Below are 16,776 nucleotides of genomic sequence, written 5' to 3' on the forward strand. Positions count from 1 at the left end.
CGCACACCTTCTGCCAAAAGCACGCAGTTGTCAATCGGGCCACTGGCAAGCGCTACGTATGCGCGCCTGAAAAACCGCAAAAAAATCAGAAATTATTTTTTTAAAACACAAGCTTACGGGGAATTCTTGAGACTAAAACTGCGGGCAATACAAAAGTGCCACTATAAGACTCAAACACCCACTTTAGCAGCTCGAAAGCGCGCAGCAAGGGCATGATGCGCGCCAGCGGCACCCCGCATCACCAGCGCGCTATACCCTGCCCAGCAACGGCGTTATGCTGAACGGCACACGGCAGCAAAACAGGCTGCACGCAGCACAGCAACACTGCTAGTATCCGCAAAAAAAGGAGAAATGCCGATGCTGTACTCACACGTGCTGGTGGCGGTGGACTTGATCGAAGAATGCCGCGCCGTTGCCGACCACGCCATGAAGCTGGCCAAGGCGCTGGATGCCAAGCTATCGCTGTTGCACGTCGTAGAACCGCTGGCGATGGCCTATGGTGGCGATGTCCCCATGGACCTTTCGATGCTGCAACAGCAGCAATTCGAGCAGGCCAAGGAGCGTATGCAACTCTTTGCGGCAGACTACGATCTCCCTGAGGATTGCCTGCAAATTGCCTTTGGGCATCCGCGTCAGGAAATCCACCGGGTCACCGAAGAACAGGGTTGCGATCTGATTGTCGTCGGCAGCCACGGTCGCCACGGCCTGGCCCTGTTACTCGGCTCCACGGCCAACGATGTCTTGCACGGCGCGCCGTGCGATGTGATCGCCGTGCGTCTGGGCAAAAAAAGCTGAGGCTTTCCTTGCCCGCGGCACACTTCAAGCCAAAAGCTTAGATCCTAAACCCGCATGCCCCGCTTGTAGCTTGTAGCCGAGGAGCGGGGCCGGCAGCTCAGCCGCCCGCCTGCTCCTCCAACTCCGCCCAGCGCTCCATCGCCGCGTCCAGCTCCTGCTGCTTGTGCTCTGCCTGTGCCAGCACCTTGGCCGTCATATCGTGGGACTGCTGATAGAAACCAGGATCGGCAATCTGTTGCTGCAGCGCTGCCAATTCGTTTTCGAGTTTTTCCAGCGTGGCTGGCAAGGCATCCAGCTCGCGTTGCAGCTTGTAGCTGAGTTTGGCCTTGGGCGCAGCAGTAGCGGCAGCCGCCGGTGCAGCAACTGGCGCTGCCGGCGTCTCGGGCTGCGCTGGAGTTTTACTGTCTTCACCCCATTCGGCCAGGCTTTCAATACGTCCGCCCTGGCGCAGCCAGTCGGCGTAACCGCCAACGTACTCACGCACCTTGCCGTTACCCTCGAATACCAGGCTGCTGGTTACCACGTTATCCAGAAAGGCCCGGTCGTGACTGACAATCAAGACGGTGCCGTCAAAGCCGGCCAGTACTTCTTCCAGCAACTCCAGAGTTTCCACGTCCAGGTCGTTGGTCGGCTCATCCAGCACCAGCATATTCGCCGGCTTGCTGAACAGACGCGCCAACAACAGCCGCGCGCGCTCGCCACCTGACAGCGCCTTGACCGGGGTACGCGCGCGCTCTGGCGAGAACAGGAAGTCGCCCAGATAACTGATCACGTGGCGGCGGTCGCCATTGATCTCGATGAAGTCACGCCCTTCGGAAATGTTGTCGATAACGGTTTTTTCCGGCTCCAATTGGTCGCGCAACTGATCAAAGTACGCAACCTCCAGCTTGGTGCCGCTGTGAATCTTGCCGCTGTCGGGCTGTAACTTGCCCAGCAGCAGTTTGAGCAGCGTACTTTTACCGCAGCCGTTGTTGCCTATCAGGCCGATGCGGTCCCCGCGGATAATATTCATCGACAGGTCCCGCACCAGCGGCGTACGCCCAGGCCAGGCAAAGTTGATGTGCTCCACTTCAATAACGCGCTTGCCTGAGGCATCGGCGGTTTCCAGCTGAAAGCTGGCCTTGCCCTGACGCTCGATACGCTGGGCGCGCTCGTCACGCATGGCCTTCAGAGCCCTTACACGACCTTCATTGCGGGTGCGTCGTGCCTTGATGCCCTGACGAATCCACACTTCTTCCTGCGCCAGCTTCTTGTCGAACAATGCATTGGCGGTGGCTTCAGCGGCCAGCTGCTGCTCCTTGTGCTCAAGAAAGCTGTGGTAGTCCCCTACCCAGTCGATCAACTGACCGCGATCCAGCTCCAGGATACGGGTGGCCAGGGCCTGTAAAAACTGGCGGTCGTGGGTAATAAAGAGGACGGCACCCCGGAAATCGAGCAACACCTGTTCCAGCCAGGCAATGGTATGAATATCCAGGTGGTTGGTCGGCTCATCCAGCAGCAGCACATCAGGCTCGGCCACCAGCGCTTGAGCCAGCAGCACCCGCCGTCGCCAACCGCCGGACAACTCAGACATCTGCTTGTCTTCCGGCAACCCAAGCCGCGTCAGTGTGGTTTGCACCAATTGGTCCAGCCGCCAGCCGTCTTTGGCTTCCAGGCGCTCCTGCACCTTCTCCAGTCGCGCCAACTCAGCGTCACCCATATCACCGGTGATCAGATGATGGTACTCAGCCAGCAGCTCGCCGACCCCAGCGAGACCTGCGGCGACAACGTCGTAGACAGTTTTGTCGTCCGCCTTGGGCAGCTCCTGCGGCAACTGACCGATTTTTAGCCCAGGGGCAAACCAGATTTCACCTTCGTCCGCCGGTTGGTCGCCATCGATCAGGCGAAACAGACTGGACTTGCCCGCGCCATTGCGCCCGATCAGACACACCCGCTCACCCCGGTCGAGCTGAAAGCTGACCTTCTCGAGTAGCGGATTGAGGCCGAAGGCCAGCGAGACATCGGTAAAAGAGAGAAGAGCCATAACGCACCTGTGATTGAATCAGACGCGCATTCTACCCGTAGCTAGGCCAGTCTGTAACAAATGCCCACGAATTCGCCCCGCTGCCCCTTTTTTGCCGTGGGGCAAAAAGCTAAGCTGTGAACACAGGTTCGTCGTCCGTAGCCTCTGTCTGCGAGCACCTGACATTCACCCGGCCCTCGGTTGCCTTCCCGGCAGGATTACTATGCACAGCAACATCCGTTTATACCCAGCCATTCTGCGTTACCTGCTGACAGCCAGCCTGTTGCTCGCCAGCTGCCTTGCCCAAGCCGGCAAGCTGGAAACCCAGCGTGTACTCTACGACCAGGCGATGGCAGCCATCGAAAAAGGCGACATGAGCCGCTATCGCCAGCTTGAGGGCGGGCTGCGCGATTACCCACTGTACGGTTACCTGGTGCAAGCAGATCTGAATCGCAACTTCAGCAGCGCCTCGGATGAGCAAATCAGTGTATTTCTGCGCACCTACGGCGACCTGCCTTTTGCCAACCGCCTGAAAGCGCGTTGGTTGGAACGGCTCGCCAAGCAGGCCAAATGGACTACCTTCGAGCAAAATTACACTGCCGCAAACAAGAGCGCGGCACTCGATTGCCAGGCTGCCATGTACCGCTGGCACAATGGTGATCGCGTGGGCGCCATGCAGCAGGCACAGGCACTCTGGACCGTTGGTCGATCACAACCGAACGCCTGCGACCCGCTATTTGAGCGCTGGCAACAAGCCGGCGGCCGCACCGAAGATGTAGTCTGGCAACGTATTCGCCTCGCCCTGCTCTATCGCCAGGATGGGCTGGCACGCTATCTGACCAAGCTGATGCCTGGCCAGCAAGCGCTGGCCGAGCGCTTCGTAGACACCGCTACCAAACCAACGCTGCTGCGCCAAAGCGCCAATTATCGGGTAAATGCCAACCAGCCAGCAGACAAGCTCACCGACATCGTCACCGTCTCGCTGCGCCGCCTGGGCCGTGACGACAGCCAGGCAGCACTGGAAATCTGGCCGCTTTACAAGGACCTGCCCTACACCGAGGACGATCGCCTGGCGATCACCCGCGACATTGGCGTACGCCGCGCGCGCAAAATTGACCCGGCCGCGCTCACCTTCATGGCCACCAACGACCCGTTGATGAAGGACGATGAAATCAGCGAGTGGCGCATCCGCCTGGCCCTGCGCACACGCAACTGGGACATAGCCCGCTCACTGACCCAGCAGATGCCCGCTTCAATGGCCAGCCAGAGCCGCTGGCGCTATTGGAAACTGCGCAGCGCGCAACTGGCTTCCAGCGACGCAGGCGAGCTGATCAATGAATACAAGGCTCTGGCCCAGGAGCGCGACTTTTATGGCTTTCTGGCGGCTGAGCGCAGTGGTCAGCCCTACGCCCTTAACCACGTCAGCGCACCGGTATCCGATCAGCAACTGGCCGACCTGAAAGCCCTGCCCAGCACCCAGCGCGCCTACGAGTTCCTCGGCCGCGGCGAAGTAGTCAACGCCCGCCGCGAGTGGTACCACGCCGGTGATAACTTCAGCCGTGAGCAGCTGATGGCCCAGGCCAAGTTGGCCCGTGAGATGGCTTGGTACTTCCCCGCGATTCGCGGCATCAGTATTGCCGAATATTGGGACGATCTGGATATTCGCTTTCCGATGGCGTACCAGGAGCCGATCATGCAGCAGGCGCGGGCACGTCAGATCAACTCCACCTGGGTCTACGCGATTACCCGCCAGGAAAGCGCCTTCATGGCCGACGCCCGCTCGCACGCCGGCGCCATGGGGCTGATGCAACTGATGCCTGCCACGGCGCGCGAGACCGCACGCCAATATGATATTCCCTACAGCAGCACCAACGACGCCCTGATACCCGAACGCAACATTGCCCTCGGCACGGCCTATCTGTCTCGCCTCAACGGCCAGTTCAGGGGTAACCGGGTGTTAGCCTCAGCCGCGTACAACGCCGGGCCCGGGCGCGTGCGTCAATGGACCAACGGTATGGGCAGCCTGCCGGCGGATGTCTGGGTAGAGGCCATCCCGTTCGATGAGACGCGCAAGTATGTGCAGAGTGTGCTGAGTTACGCGGTCATTTATGGGCAGAAGCTGGGCATCAAGCAGAGCGTGATGGAGCAGCACGAGCGTTATCTGGAGTTCTGAGTACTGGAGTCCTAGACCTAGGACTCCAGTAACTGCAAGCGGGCGCGCACGGTTTCCACCAGTTGATCTGGCTGGAATTTGGAGAGGAAGCCGTCGCAGCCCACTTTTTCGACCATCGCCTTGTTGAAGTTGCCCGACAGCGAGGTATGCAGCACTACGAAGAGGTCTTTCAAGCGGGGGTCTTTGCGAATTTCTGCGGTCAGCCGGTAACCGTCCATCTCGGGCATTTCAGCATCGGTAATCACCATCAACAAGCGCTGGTTCATATCTTCGCCCGTGTCTGCCCAGGCTTGCAGCATACGCAACGCCTTGAGGCCGTCGGTCGCCACGTGCATGGTTAGCTGCAGTTGCGCCAGAGTGTCGCGCAACTGGTTGATACCCGTCGGCGAGTCATCCACCAGTAACACTTCGCGGCCATGCGCCTTGCTCAGTAGCGGGTCTTCCAGCAGCTCTTCACTCACGCGGGTGTTGAACGGCACGATCTCGGCCAACACCTTCTCGACATCGATGATCTCCACCAGACGCATGTTCTCAAGGCGGGTGATAGCGGTGAGGTAATGCGCCCGCCCTGCCCCTTTGGGCGGCGGCTGCACGGTATCCCAGTTGAGATTCATGATGCGATCGACACTGCCGACCAAGAAGGCCTGCACGGAAAGATTGTATTCGGTAACGATAATGGTGCTGTCACGTTTGGCTTCAATTGGCTGCAAGCCAATAGCGCCAGAGAGGTCAATCACCGGAATGGTTTGACCGCGCAGGTGAATCACCCCGGCCACATGGGGATGTCGCTGCGGCATCTGCGTAAGCGCGGGCAGCGTCAGTACTTCGCGAATCTTGAAAACATTGAGCGCAAACAGCTGGGGACCGGAAAGTTGAAACAACAAGATCTCAAGTCGGTTCTCGCCAACCAGCCGAGTGCGCGAATTGACCGTATCCAGAACCCCTGCCATAACCTATGCCTCGCAACGAGCAGCAGATAGCAAGATGCCATCCGTTTTGCCCAGTATAGCCACAGTTAGCCGGGTCTGGACAGATGCCGCAAAGTCGCGACCCAATTAGTAGTAGGCGTTTTCCGTTACGCTGTGATCGGTAGAGTCTCGCACGCCGGTCAGCTCGGGGATTCGCGCTACCAGGGTCTTCTCGATACCTTCCTTGAGCGTCACATCGACCATACCGCAGCCCTGACAACCACCGCCAAATTGCAGAATGGCGATACCGCCCTCCACCACGTCAATCAGTTTTACATCGCCACCGTGACTGGCCAGGCCCGGGTTGATTTCGGTCTGCAGCAGGTAGTTGATCCGCTCGTTTAGCGGACTGTCTTCGTTGACCATCGGCACCTTGGCGTTCGGCGCCTTGATGGTCAATTGACCACCCATGCGGTCGGTGGCGTAGTCGACCAGCGCCTCTTCCAGAAACGGCTCGCTGACCGCGTCGACCCAGACATTGAACGCCTCCAACGCGATCATGCGATCTTCCGGCTTCTCTTCGCCCGGCTTGCAGTAGGCGATACAGGTCTCGGCGTAGGGCGTCCCTGGCTGGGTAATGAACACCCGAATACCCACGCCGTCCGTATCCTGTTTGGATAGCAGATCAGCCAGGTAGTCCTGCGCGGATGGGGTGAGAATAATGCCTGCCATGAAATGCCTCGTGCTCTATGACTTGAGCGCCTAGTGTAAGGGAAGCCCGGCCACGAATAAAGTCCCACCTTTTTACTTGGTTATTATTTAACCCCCATCAATGACCCAATCGGGCCGCCGGCTGGGCAATTCAGAGTTTGCGCTGCGCGTGCTATCATTGCCGGCTTTTCGGCGTGTAACCTTGGAGTACCCATGTCTGACCGCACCACTCGCTTGACCGCACTCAATGAGGCTCTGCAGCAACGCATTTTGATCCTCGACGGCGGCATGGGCACCATGATTCAGGCCTACAAGCTCGAGGAAGAGGACTTTCGTGGTGAGCGCTTTGCCGATTGGCCGAGCGATCTCAAGGGCAACAACGACCTGCTGGTATTGACCCGCCCCGACGCCATCGGCGCCATGGAAAAGGCCTATCTTGACGCCGGCGCCGACATTATCGAGACCAACACCTTCAACTCGACGCGGGTGTCGCAAGCCGACTACGGCATGCAGGAACTGTCTTACGAGCTGAATCTGGAAGGCGCCCGCCTGGCGCGCAAGGTCTGTGACGAAAAGACCCTGGAAACACCTGACCGCCCACGCTTTGTGGCCGGCGTACTGGGGCCAACCAGCCGCACCTGCTCGATCTCACCGGATGTAAACAACCCGGGGTTTCGCAACATCACTTTCGATCAACTGGTCGAGAACTACGTCGAGTCCACCCGCGGCCTGATCGAAGGCGGGGCTGATCTGATTCTGATCGAGACCATCTTCGATACCCTGAATGCCAAGGCAGCGATCTTCGCCGTGCAGCAGGTTTTCGAGGACATGGGCGTCGAATTGCCGATCATGATCTCCGGCACCATTACCGACGCTTCTGGCCGCACCCTGTCCGGCCAGACCACCGAAGCCTTCTGGAATTCGGTGCGCCACGCCAAGCCGATCTCTGTGGGCCTGAACTGCGCGCTTGGCGCCAAGGATCTGCGCCCCTACCTGGAAGAGTTGTCAAACAAGGCTGAGACCTACACCTCGGCGCACCCCAACGCTGGCCTGCCCAACGAATTTGGCGAATACGACGAAACGCCGGAAGAAATGGCCGTCGTGGTAGAAGAATTTGCCGCTGCGGGCTTCCTGAACATCGTTGGCGGCTGCTGCGGCACCACGCCTGCGCACATCAAGGCGATTGCCGAGGCAGTAGCCAAGCACCCACCGCGCGCTATCCCCGAGATTCCCAAGGCCTGCCGCCTGTCGGGTCTGGAGCCCTTCACCATTGACCGCAGCTCGCTGTTCGTCAACGTGGGTGAGCGCACCAATATCACCGGCTCCGCCCGCTTTGCCCGGCTGATTCGCGAAGACAATTACACCGAAGCACTGGAAGTTGCGCTGCAGCAGGTCGAGGCCGGCGCGCAGATCATCGACATCAACATGGACGAGGGCATGCTCGACTCCAAGGCGGCGATGGTCACCTTCCTCAACCTGATTGCTGGCGAGCCGGACATCTCGCGCGTGCCAATCATGATTGACTCCTCCAAGTGGGATGTCATTGAGGCCGGCCTGAAGTGCATTCAAGGCAAGGGCATCGTCAACTCGATTTCCATGAAGGAAGGCATCGAGCAGTTCAAACAACACGCCCGTCTATGCAAGCGCTATGGCGCCGCCGTCGTGGTCATGGCCTTTGATGAGCAGGGCCAGGCGGATACGGCCGCGCGCAAGCAGGAAATCTGCCAGCGCTCCTACGACATCCTGGTCAACGAGGTGGGCTTTCCACCGGAAGACATTATCTTCGACCCCAACATCTTTGCCATCGCCACCGGGATCGAAGAGCACAACAACTACGCGGTCGATTTTATCGACGCCTGCGCCTACATCCGCGATAACCTGCCCTATGCACTGACCTCCGGCGGTGTATCGAACGTATCCTTCTCGTTCCGTGGCAACAATCCGGTGCGTGAAGCCATCCACTCGGTATTCCTGTTCCACGCCATCAAGAACGGCCTGACCATGGGCATCGTCAACGCCGGCCAGCTGGAAATTTACGACGAAATTCCGGCCGAGCTGCGCGACTGCGTGGAGGATGTGGTACTCAACCGCACCGCAAACGGCACCGAAGCCCTGCTGGACATCGCCGACAAGTACAAGGGCGATGGCAGCGTCAAGGAAGCAGAAACCGAAGAATGGCGCAGCTGGGAGGTCAACGCCAGGCTGTCGCATTCGCTGGTTAAAGGCATCACCGCCTGGATTGTGGAAGACACTGAAGAAGCACGCCAGCAGGCCAGCCGCCCGATCGAAGTCATCGAGGGCCCATTGATGGCCGGGATGAACGTGGTGGGCGATCTGTTCGGTTCGGGCAAGATGTTCCTGCCGCAGGTAGTGAAGTCTGCCCGCGTGATGAAGCAGGCGGTGGCGCATCTGATCCCCTTTATCGAAGCCGAGAAGGGCGACACGCCCGAGGCCAAGGGCAAGATTCTGATGGCCACGGTCAAGGGCGACGTGCACGACATCGGCAAGAATATCGTCGGTGTCGTGCTCGGCTGTAACGGCTACGACATAGTCGACCTGGGTGTAATGGTGCCGGCCGACAAGATCCTGCAGACCGCCATCGACGAGAAGTGCGACATCATCGGCTTGTCTGGCCTGATCACGCCGTCACTGGACGAGATGGTGCATGTAGCCCGCGAGATGCAACGCCGCGACTTCCATCTGCCATTGATGATTGGCGGCGCGACCACTTCCAAGGCGCACACTGCGGTCAAGATCGACCCCAAATATCAGAATGACGCCGTCATCTATGTGACCGATGCCTCGCGCGCAGTAGGGGTAGCTACCACCCTGTTGTCCAAGGAGCTCAAGCCGGACTACGTACGCCAGGTCCGCGAAGACTACGCCGTGGTCCGCGAGCGCACTGCCAACCGCAGCGCACGCACCGAATATCTGAGCTACCAGCAGGCCATTGAAAACGGTCTGCAGCTGGATTGGCAGAACTATCAGCCCCCGGCGCCGCAGGTAAAAGGGGTGCAGGTACTCGACAATATCGACCTCAGCGTGCTGGCCGAATACATCGACTGGACTCCTTTCTTTATTTCCTGGGATCTGGCCGGCAAGTATCCGCGCATTCTGGATGATGAAGTGGTCGGCGAAGCCGCCCGCTCACTGTTCAGCGATGCCCAGGCAATGCTGAACAAGCTGATCGATGAAAAACTGATTACCGCCCGCGCGGTATTCGGCTTCTGGCCGGCCAATCAGGTCGACCATGACGACATCGAACTCTACGACGACGCCGGACGACCCATCGCCAAGCTGCATCATCTCCGCCAGCAGACGATCAAGCCCGACGGCAAGCCAAGCTTCTCGCTGGCTGACTTTGTCGCGCCAAGGGATAGCGGCAAGACCGACTATGTGGGTGGCTTCATCACCACCGCCGGTATTGGTGCCGAGGAGGTAGCCAAGGCCTATCAGGACAAGGGCGACGACTACAACTCCATCATGGTCAAAGCGCTGGCAGATCGTTTGGCCGAGGCTTGTGCCGAGTGGCTGCACGAGCAGGTCCGGCGCAGCCATTGGGGCTATGCACCGGATGAGGCGCTGGAAAACAACGATTTAATCCGTGAGAAGTACCAAGGTATTCGCCCTGCTCCGGGCTACCCGGCCTGCCCGGACCATACCGAGAAAGCCACGCTGTTCAGCCTACTGGACCCACAGGGCGCCTCGGGTGTCACCCTGACCGAGCATTACGCGATGTTCCCGGCAGCGGCGGTCAGCGGCTGGTACTTTGCGCATCCACAGAGCCAGTATTTTGCCGTGGGCAAGATCACCAAGGATCAGGTCGAGTCCTACACTGCCCGCAAGGGCGATACCCAGGAGTCCGTTGAGCGCTGGCTGGCGCCCAACCTAAGCTACGACAACTGATTCGGGTGGCGCTTCTACCCAATCGCGGGCGACTGCAACGCATTGCCACCCTCGGTTTACCCATCATGGTTGGCATGCTGAGCCAGAGTCTGCTCAACCTGATTGATGCCGCCATGGTCGGCAGCCTCGGCAGCCAGGCGCTCGCCGGCGTAGGCCTGGGCAGCTACGCCAATTTCATGGCCGTGGCGCTAGTGATGGGATTGGGCGCCGGAGTGCAGGCGATGGTGGCCCGCCGCCAGGGAGAAGGCAATACCGCGCAAGCGGCGGCTCCGCTGAATGAGGGGCTGCTGATTGCGATGCTGATCGCCCTGCCCCTCACCTTGCTGTGCTGGACGCAAGCCGACACCATTATCCACTTGCTAGCCGACGACCCGGCCGTGGTGAGCATCGGCGCCAGCTACTTCCAGTGGCGTATCCTCGCCATTGCCGCAGTAGGCTGCAATTTTGCCTTTCGCGGTTACTGGAACGGCATTCACCGTGCCGGCATGTACCTGCAAATACTGATTATCATGCACCTGGCCAATGTACTGATCAGCTATGGCTTGATATTCGGCCGCTTCGGATTACCAGAACTGGGGGCGGAAGGCTCAGGCCTGGGCACCGCGATTGCGATGCTACTGGGCTCTGCACTGTATTTCATTATTACCTGGCAGGCCGGACGCGAGCACGGCTTCCTGCGTGCCAGGCCACATTGGCAGGGCATTCGCGCCATGCTGCGGCTGGCAACGCCCAACTCGCTGCAACAGTTCTTTTTTGCCTCGGGCATTACCATGCTGTTCTGGATCATCGCGCAGATCGGCACGGATGAGCTGGCCATCGCACATGTACTGGTAAACCTCGCGCTATTTTTGATACTGCCCGGCGTAGGCCTGGGCATGGCCGCCACCACACTGGTCAGCCATAGCCTGGGCGCGGGCAAACCCGACGAAGCTTACCGCTGGGGCTGGGATGTAGCGCGGATCGCCGTGCTGTCATTATTTGTCATGGGAATACCCTTCTGGCTCGCGCCGCATCTGGTGCTGGGCGTTTTTACTCAGGATGCTCAACTGATTGCGCTTGGCGAATGGCCCTTGCGCATTACCGGTATCGGCATGGGCCTGGACGCCACGGCCCTGGTCTTGACCCAGGCCCTGCTCGGCGCTGGCGCCAGCCGCACGGTGATGGGCGTGAACCTCGGCAGCCAATGGCTGATTTTCCTGCCGTGCGCCTACCTGGTGGGGCCTGTGCTGGGGGGTGGCTTGCTGGCGGTCTGGCTGTTGCAGTCAATTTACCGCTGTCTGACGTCGGTCATCTTTGCCGTCATGTGGCGTCGTCGCAGCTGGATCAACATCAAGCTCTGAGCCTCGCAGCCCTGCATGGACTGAAAGCGCCCTGGCAACTACGCTGTAGCCAGTAGCAACAGCTCGGAGTAACACCTGATGAACAAGCCGATGCAGGATCCGCCACCTCAGCAGCCCATGCGCTTTCGGGACACCTTGATGAGCGTGCTGGCCGCCGCGCTGGGCGTGCAGAGCAACCGGGCGCGCGAGCGCGACTTCAGCCAAGGTAAGCCCAGCCACTTCATCCTGCTGGGCGTTGCCTTTACCGGGCTATTCGTGTTGATCGTGCTGGGCGTGGTGAAGCTGGTGCTGCACCTATCAGGCGTCAGCTAAAGCGCCCGCCAATCTACCGGACACTTACTGCCCACTCACCCAAAAAACTGCCGTGGAAACGGCCAGCAGGATGAGTACGACGGCGGCAAAAGCATCCAGCCGACTGTCCTGTTGCGGGTTGTTCTGCAGGTCATGGTCGTTCATGGGATGGATATCCTCTATTATTGTTCTGGCAGTCCAAAAGCAGGGACTTCACTCAGTTAAGACCATTACCGCAAGGGGCACAAGAAGTGCCTGATATGTGCAAAAACAATCTAAAGATATAGATAAACATTCCTTTTGTGCATATTCAAAAACTGCTATTGTCTGCCCCGCCCGAGCCTGAAGGGACATAACTAGTTAAGGAGCCAACAGCGCTCCAAGCACAGGTTTCTGTATGTATATCTACGACGAATATGATCAGCAGATCGTTGAGGACCGCGTCAAGCAGTTCCGCGATCAGACCCGCCGTTATCTCGCCGGCGAATTGAGCGAAAGCGAATTCCTGCCACTGCGCCTGCAGAACGGTCTTTACGTGCAGCGCTATGCGCCCATGTTGCGGGTTGCCATTCCCTATGGCCTGGTTTCCGCCAAGCAGATGCGCAAACTGGCTCTTATCGCCCGTCAGTATGACAAGGGCTATGCGCATTTCAGCACCCGCCAGAACGTACAGTTCAACTGGCCGGCACTGGAAAACGTGCCGGAGATTCTCGCGCACCTGGCAGAAGTGCAGATGCACGCCATTCAAACCAGCGGCAACTGCATTCGCAACACCACGACCGATCAATTTGCCGGCGTTGCCGCCGACGAACTGGTCGACCCACGCCCCTGGTGTGAAATCATTCGTCAGTGGTCGACTTTCCACCCCGAGTTTGCCTTCCTGCCGCGCAAGTTCAAGATCGCCGTGAACGGCGCAGAACAGGATCGTGCAGCCATCGGCGTGCACGACATTGGCCTGAACGTAATCCAGAACGAAGCCGGCGAGATCGGTTTCCGCGTACTGGTTGGCGGCGGCCTGGGCCGTACGCCTATCGTCGGCTCGCAGATCTGCGATTTCCTGCCCTGGCAGCACCTGTTGACCTATCTCGACGCCATCTTGCGTGTGTACAACCGCTACGGCCGTCGCGACAACAAGTACAAGGCGCGCATCAAGATTCTGGTCAAGGCACTGACGCCGGCGGTATTTGCCGAGAAGGTCAACGCCGAATGGGCGCACACCAAAGACGGTGACACTACCCTGACCGAGCAGGAAGTGGCGCGCGTCGCTGCCCACTTCACCGCGCCCGAGTACGAAAGCTTTGCTGGCGACGATGCCGATTACCTGGCCAAACGCGACAGCGAGAAAGGTTTCAACAACTGGGCCATGCGTAATCTGCAAGCGCACAAGGTTCCGGGCTACGCCGCGGTCACCCTGTCACTCAAGCCCACCGCGGTTGCCCCTGGCGACGCCACCGACAAACAGATGGAAGCTGCCGCAGATCTGGCCGAGCGCTACAGCTTTAGCGAGCTGCGGGTAACCCATCAGCAGAATCTGGTGCTGGCCGACGTTCGTCAGAGCGATCTTTATGCCCTCTGGCAGGAATGCAAGGAGCTCGGGTTCGCTACACCCAACGTAGGTCTATTGACCGACATCATCTGCTGCCCCGGTGGCGACTTCTGCGCCCTGGCCAACGCCAAATCGATCCCGATTGCCGAAGCCATTCAGCGCACCTTCGATGATCTTGACTATCTGCACGACATCGGTGACCTCGACTTGAACATCTCAGGCTGCATGAACGCCTGCGGTCACCACCACGTGGGTCACATCGGTGTACTGGGTGTCGACAAGAAGGGCCAGGAGTTCTATCAGGTTTCGCTGGGCGGTAACAGCGGCCGCGATGCTTCGATTGGCCAGATTCTCGGCCCTTCTTTTGCCGCGGAAGAAATGCCCACGGTAGTGAGCAAGGTCATCGACGTTTACGTCCAGAACCGTACCCCCGAAGAACTGTTCCTCGATACCTTCCAGCGTATCGGCATGGCACCTTTCAAGGAGCGCGTTTATGCAGCGGCTAATTAAGAACGGCGAGATCATCGACGAGACCTGGCACCTGCTGCCCAAGGATGCCACGCTCGACGGCCTCTCCAACAGTGACGACCTTATCGTGCCCCTGGGTCTGTGGCTGGACCACGCGCACGCCCTCAAGGCGCGCGACGGCGGCCTGGGTGTCTGGCTGGACAGCGATGAAGAAGTGGAAGCCATTGCCGACGACCTGTCGCATTTTCAGGTAGTCGCGCTCAACTTCCCGGTATTCAGCGATGGTCGCAACTACTCCAATGCGCGCCTGCTGCGTGACCGCTACAGCTATCAGGGTGAAGTGCGCGCCATTGGCGATGTACTGCGTGACCAGTTGTTCTTCATGCGTCGCTGCGGCTTTGATGCCTTCGCATTGCGCGCAGACCGTGATCCGGTCGAGGCACTGGAGAGCTTCAAGGACTTCTCTGACACCTATCAGAGTGCCAGCGATCAGCCGTTACCGCTGTTTCGCCGTCGCCAGGCCTGAACAGCCAGGCATTAAAAAACCCGCCTCGGCGGGTTTTTTAATGCCTGAATCAAATATCAGCCGAGATTGACCAGGGTTCGGCCTACCATCTTGCCACCCAGAATGCGTTCGATTTCGGCGGGCAGATCAGCCAATGTGATTTCCTGTACCAACTCGCCCAAATCCAGCTTCCACTGCACCGACAGACGGTCCCACATGGACGCCTTGACCACCAGCGGCTGCTCGACCGAATCAATGCCCATCAGGTTGACGTTGCGCAGAATGAAGGGGAATACACTGCCCTGGAACTGTCCGCCGGCGGTCAAACCGCAACAAGCAACACTGCCGCCATAGCGCAGGGACTTGACCACGTTGAACAGGATCTCGCCGCCCACGGTGTCTACCGCGCCAGCCCACTGCTCCTTCAGCATCGGTTTGTCCTTACCGGCCTCCAGCGCCGTTCGATCGACAATCTGCTTAGCGCCCAAGCGGGTCAGAAAGTCCGCCTGCAGCGCTTTGCCCGTTGCCGCCGCCACCTCGTACCCAAGGCTCGAAAGCAGGGCAACAGCGATGCTGCCTACGCCCCCCGTGGCGCCGGTCACCAGCACCGGCCCCTGCTCCGGCGTCAGTCCGGCCTGCTCCAGCTTGTCGACACAGAGTGCGGCGGTTAGCCCCGCCGTACCCAGCACCATACTCTCGCGCAGCGAAAGCCCCTCGGGACGCTTCAGCACCCAGGCTGCCGGCACGCGGATGTACTGCCCAAAGCCGCCTGCGGTGTTCATGCCCAAGTCGTAACCGGTCACAATCACCTCATCGCCGACACTCAGCTCGCCTACCGAACTGGCCTCGACCACGCCTGCCGCATCGATACCTGGCGTGTGCGGAAAATTGCGGGTTACGCCCTTGTTGCCAGAGGCCGAGAGCGCATCCTTGAAGTTGAGCGATGAGTACTGCACACGAATGAGCACATCACCTGCCGGTAAGTCATCAATATGGCGGTTGCTTACAGCGGCGGTGTAGTTACCCTCCTCTTCGCTGACAACCAAAGCCTTGAACTCGGACATAACGCACTCCTACCAGAATCGTTGATTGTTGAAACGTGAGGCCCAGGTGAGCAGCAGGCGATCTGCCGCGTTGGCCATACCACCGGCCAGACGATCCTGCAGGCGCTTGCGCTGCTCGTAGTTGAGCTCAAACACATCAGCCTGACGTACCCGCTCGCTCAGGTACTGATCGCTGGTTTTCACTTCGTCAGCCAGGTGTTTGTCGAGCGCCTCGCTGCCAAACCAGACTTCGCCGGTAGCCACAGCCTCAATATCCAGGGCGGGTCGATAACGCGATACAAACCGCTTGAACAGCTGATGGATATTTTCGAGGTCTTCCTGAAACTTCTCCCGCGCCTTGTCGCTGTTTTCGCCAAACACGGTCAGCGTGCGCTTGTACTCGCCGGCGGTGAGCATCTCAAAGTCGACATCATGCTTTTTCAGTAGCCGGTTGAAGTTGGGCAACTGCGCCACTACGCCAATCGAGCCAAGCATGGCGAAGGGCGCAACCAGGATACGGTCGGCGATGCAGGCCATCATGTAACCACCGCTGGCAGCCACCTTGTCGACGGCAATAGTCAACGGGATGCCCGCCTCACGGATACGCACCAACTGCGAGGCTGCCAACCCGTAGGCATGCACCATGCCTCCACCGCTCTCAAGCCGGACCAGAATCTCATCCTGCGGCCGGGCCAGATCCAGCACGGCGGTTACTTCATGGCGCAGGTTCTCCAGCGCACTGGCTTTGATGTCACCGTGAAAGTTAAGCACATACAGCCGCCCCTTGGCGTCGCTAGCGGCGTCCTTGGCTTTGGCTTTGGCCTCCTGCTTGCGCTGTTTTTCCTGCGCCTTGCGAGCGCTCTTGCTGAGTACAGCGTGGCTGAGGCGCTCACTCATACGGCTGAACCTGTCGTTCACGCGCACTACGCTCAGACTACCTTCACTGCGCCGGGTACGGTCCTTGCTGGCGGCGATCACCAGCACGATCAACAGCACCACAACCAGCACTGTTACTGCCTTGGCCAAAAAGAAGAAGTACTGATCAAACCATTCCACAGGCATCTCCACACGGGTGTCTTTACTTTGCG

General features: G+C 59.3%; 12 protein-coding genes. 7 read left to right on the forward strand and 5 right to left on the reverse strand.

The features are described 5' to 3' along the window. The first annotated feature begins 357 nt into the window (after window positions 1-357). On the forward strand, window positions 358-795 hold the full coding sequence (locus tag BLU26_RS05225; RefSeq protein WP_092284511.1) for a universal stress protein: 438 nt from the start codon (window positions 358-360) through the stop codon (window positions 793-795). 97 nt (window positions 796-892) lie between these two features. Here BLU26_RS05225 and uup read toward each other — a convergent pair whose 3' ends face one another. Continuing rightward, on the reverse strand, window positions 893-2,818 hold the full coding sequence (uup, locus tag BLU26_RS05230) for an ATP-binding cassette ATPase Uup (protein ID WP_092284513.1): 1,926 nt from the start codon (window positions 2,816-2,818) through the stop codon (window positions 893-895). A gap of 202 nt (window positions 2,819-3,020) precedes the next feature. Between uup and BLU26_RS05235 the strand changes: the two genes are divergently transcribed. Then, window positions 3,021-4,970, forward strand: a complete 1,950-nt coding sequence (locus BLU26_RS05235; RefSeq protein ID WP_092284515.1) for a transglycosylase SLT domain-containing protein — start codon at window positions 3,021-3,023, stop codon at window positions 4,968-4,970. A 17-nt stretch (window positions 4,971-4,987) separates the two neighbouring features. On the opposite strand, the gene BLU26_RS05240 is transcribed toward BLU26_RS05235, so the two are convergent. Together BLU26_RS05240 and nfuA are read right to left on the reverse strand one after the other, a co-directional pair. Beyond that, entirely contained in the window at window positions 4,988-5,920 is a 933-nt protein-coding gene (locus BLU26_RS05240) for a chemotaxis protein CheV (RefSeq protein ID WP_092284517.1), read from the reverse strand. Window positions 5,921-6,025: 105 nt separating this feature from the next. Next, a complete protein-coding gene (gene nfuA / locus BLU26_RS05245) occupies window positions 6,026-6,610 on the reverse strand; it encodes a Fe-S biogenesis protein NfuA (RefSeq protein ID WP_092284519.1) in 585 nt (194 codons plus the stop codon). 192 nt (window positions 6,611-6,802) lie between these two features. On the opposite strand from nfuA, the gene metH reads away from it, so the two are divergent. The 5 genes from metH to BLU26_RS05270 all read left to right on the forward strand — a co-directional run bounded on the left by metH (window position 6,803) and on the right by BLU26_RS05270 (window position 14,666). Then, entirely contained in the window at window positions 6,803-10,495 is a 3,693-nt protein-coding gene (gene metH, locus BLU26_RS05250) for a methionine synthase (RefSeq protein ID WP_092284521.1), read from the forward strand. 5 nt (window positions 10,496-10,500) lie between these two features. After that, entirely contained in the window at window positions 10,501-11,835 is a 1,335-nt protein-coding gene (locus BLU26_RS05255) for an MATE family efflux transporter (RefSeq protein ID WP_231702006.1), read from the forward strand. Between the two features lie 78 nt (window positions 11,836-11,913). Then, on the forward strand, window positions 11,914-12,147 hold the full coding sequence (locus tag BLU26_RS05260; RefSeq protein ID WP_092284525.1) for a DUF2970 domain-containing protein: 234 nt from the start codon (window positions 11,914-11,916) through the stop codon (window positions 12,145-12,147). A gap of 376 nt (window positions 12,148-12,523) precedes the next feature. Continuing rightward, window positions 12,524-14,182 carry a nitrite/sulfite reductase gene (locus tag BLU26_RS05265; RefSeq protein ID WP_092284527.1) on the forward strand — a complete coding sequence of 553 codons (1,659 nt, stop codon included), beginning with the start codon at window positions 12,524-12,526 and terminating at the stop codon, window positions 14,180-14,182. After that, on the forward strand, window positions 14,166-14,666 hold the full coding sequence (locus tag BLU26_RS05270) for a DUF934 domain-containing protein (protein ID WP_092284529.1): 501 nt from the start codon (window positions 14,166-14,168) through the stop codon (window positions 14,664-14,666). Before BLU26_RS05265 ends, BLU26_RS05270 begins: the two co-directional genes overlap by 17 nt. A gap of 56 nt (window positions 14,667-14,722) precedes the next feature. Here BLU26_RS05270 and BLU26_RS05275 read toward each other — a convergent pair whose 3' ends face one another. Together BLU26_RS05275 and sohB are read right to left on the reverse strand one after the other, a co-directional pair. Beyond that, window positions 14,723-15,709 carry a YhdH/YhfP family quinone oxidoreductase gene (locus BLU26_RS05275; RefSeq protein ID WP_092284531.1) on the reverse strand — a complete coding sequence of 329 codons (987 nt, stop codon included), beginning with the start codon at window positions 15,707-15,709 and terminating at the stop codon, window positions 14,723-14,725. Window positions 15,710-15,718: 9 nt separating this feature from the next. Next, the gene (gene sohB, locus BLU26_RS05280) at window positions 15,719-16,744 is read right to left on the reverse strand and encodes a protease SohB (RefSeq protein WP_157719305.1); all 1,026 of its coding nucleotides are present in this window, start codon (window positions 16,742-16,744) and stop codon (window positions 15,719-15,721) included. Window positions 16,745-16,776: the final 32 nt, after the last annotated feature.

Origin of the sequence: Halopseudomonas sabulinigri, from assembly GCF_900105255.1 — a bacterium.
GTDB classification, from domain to species: Bacteria; Pseudomonadota; Gammaproteobacteria; order Pseudomonadales; family Pseudomonadaceae; genus Halopseudomonas; species Halopseudomonas sabulinigri.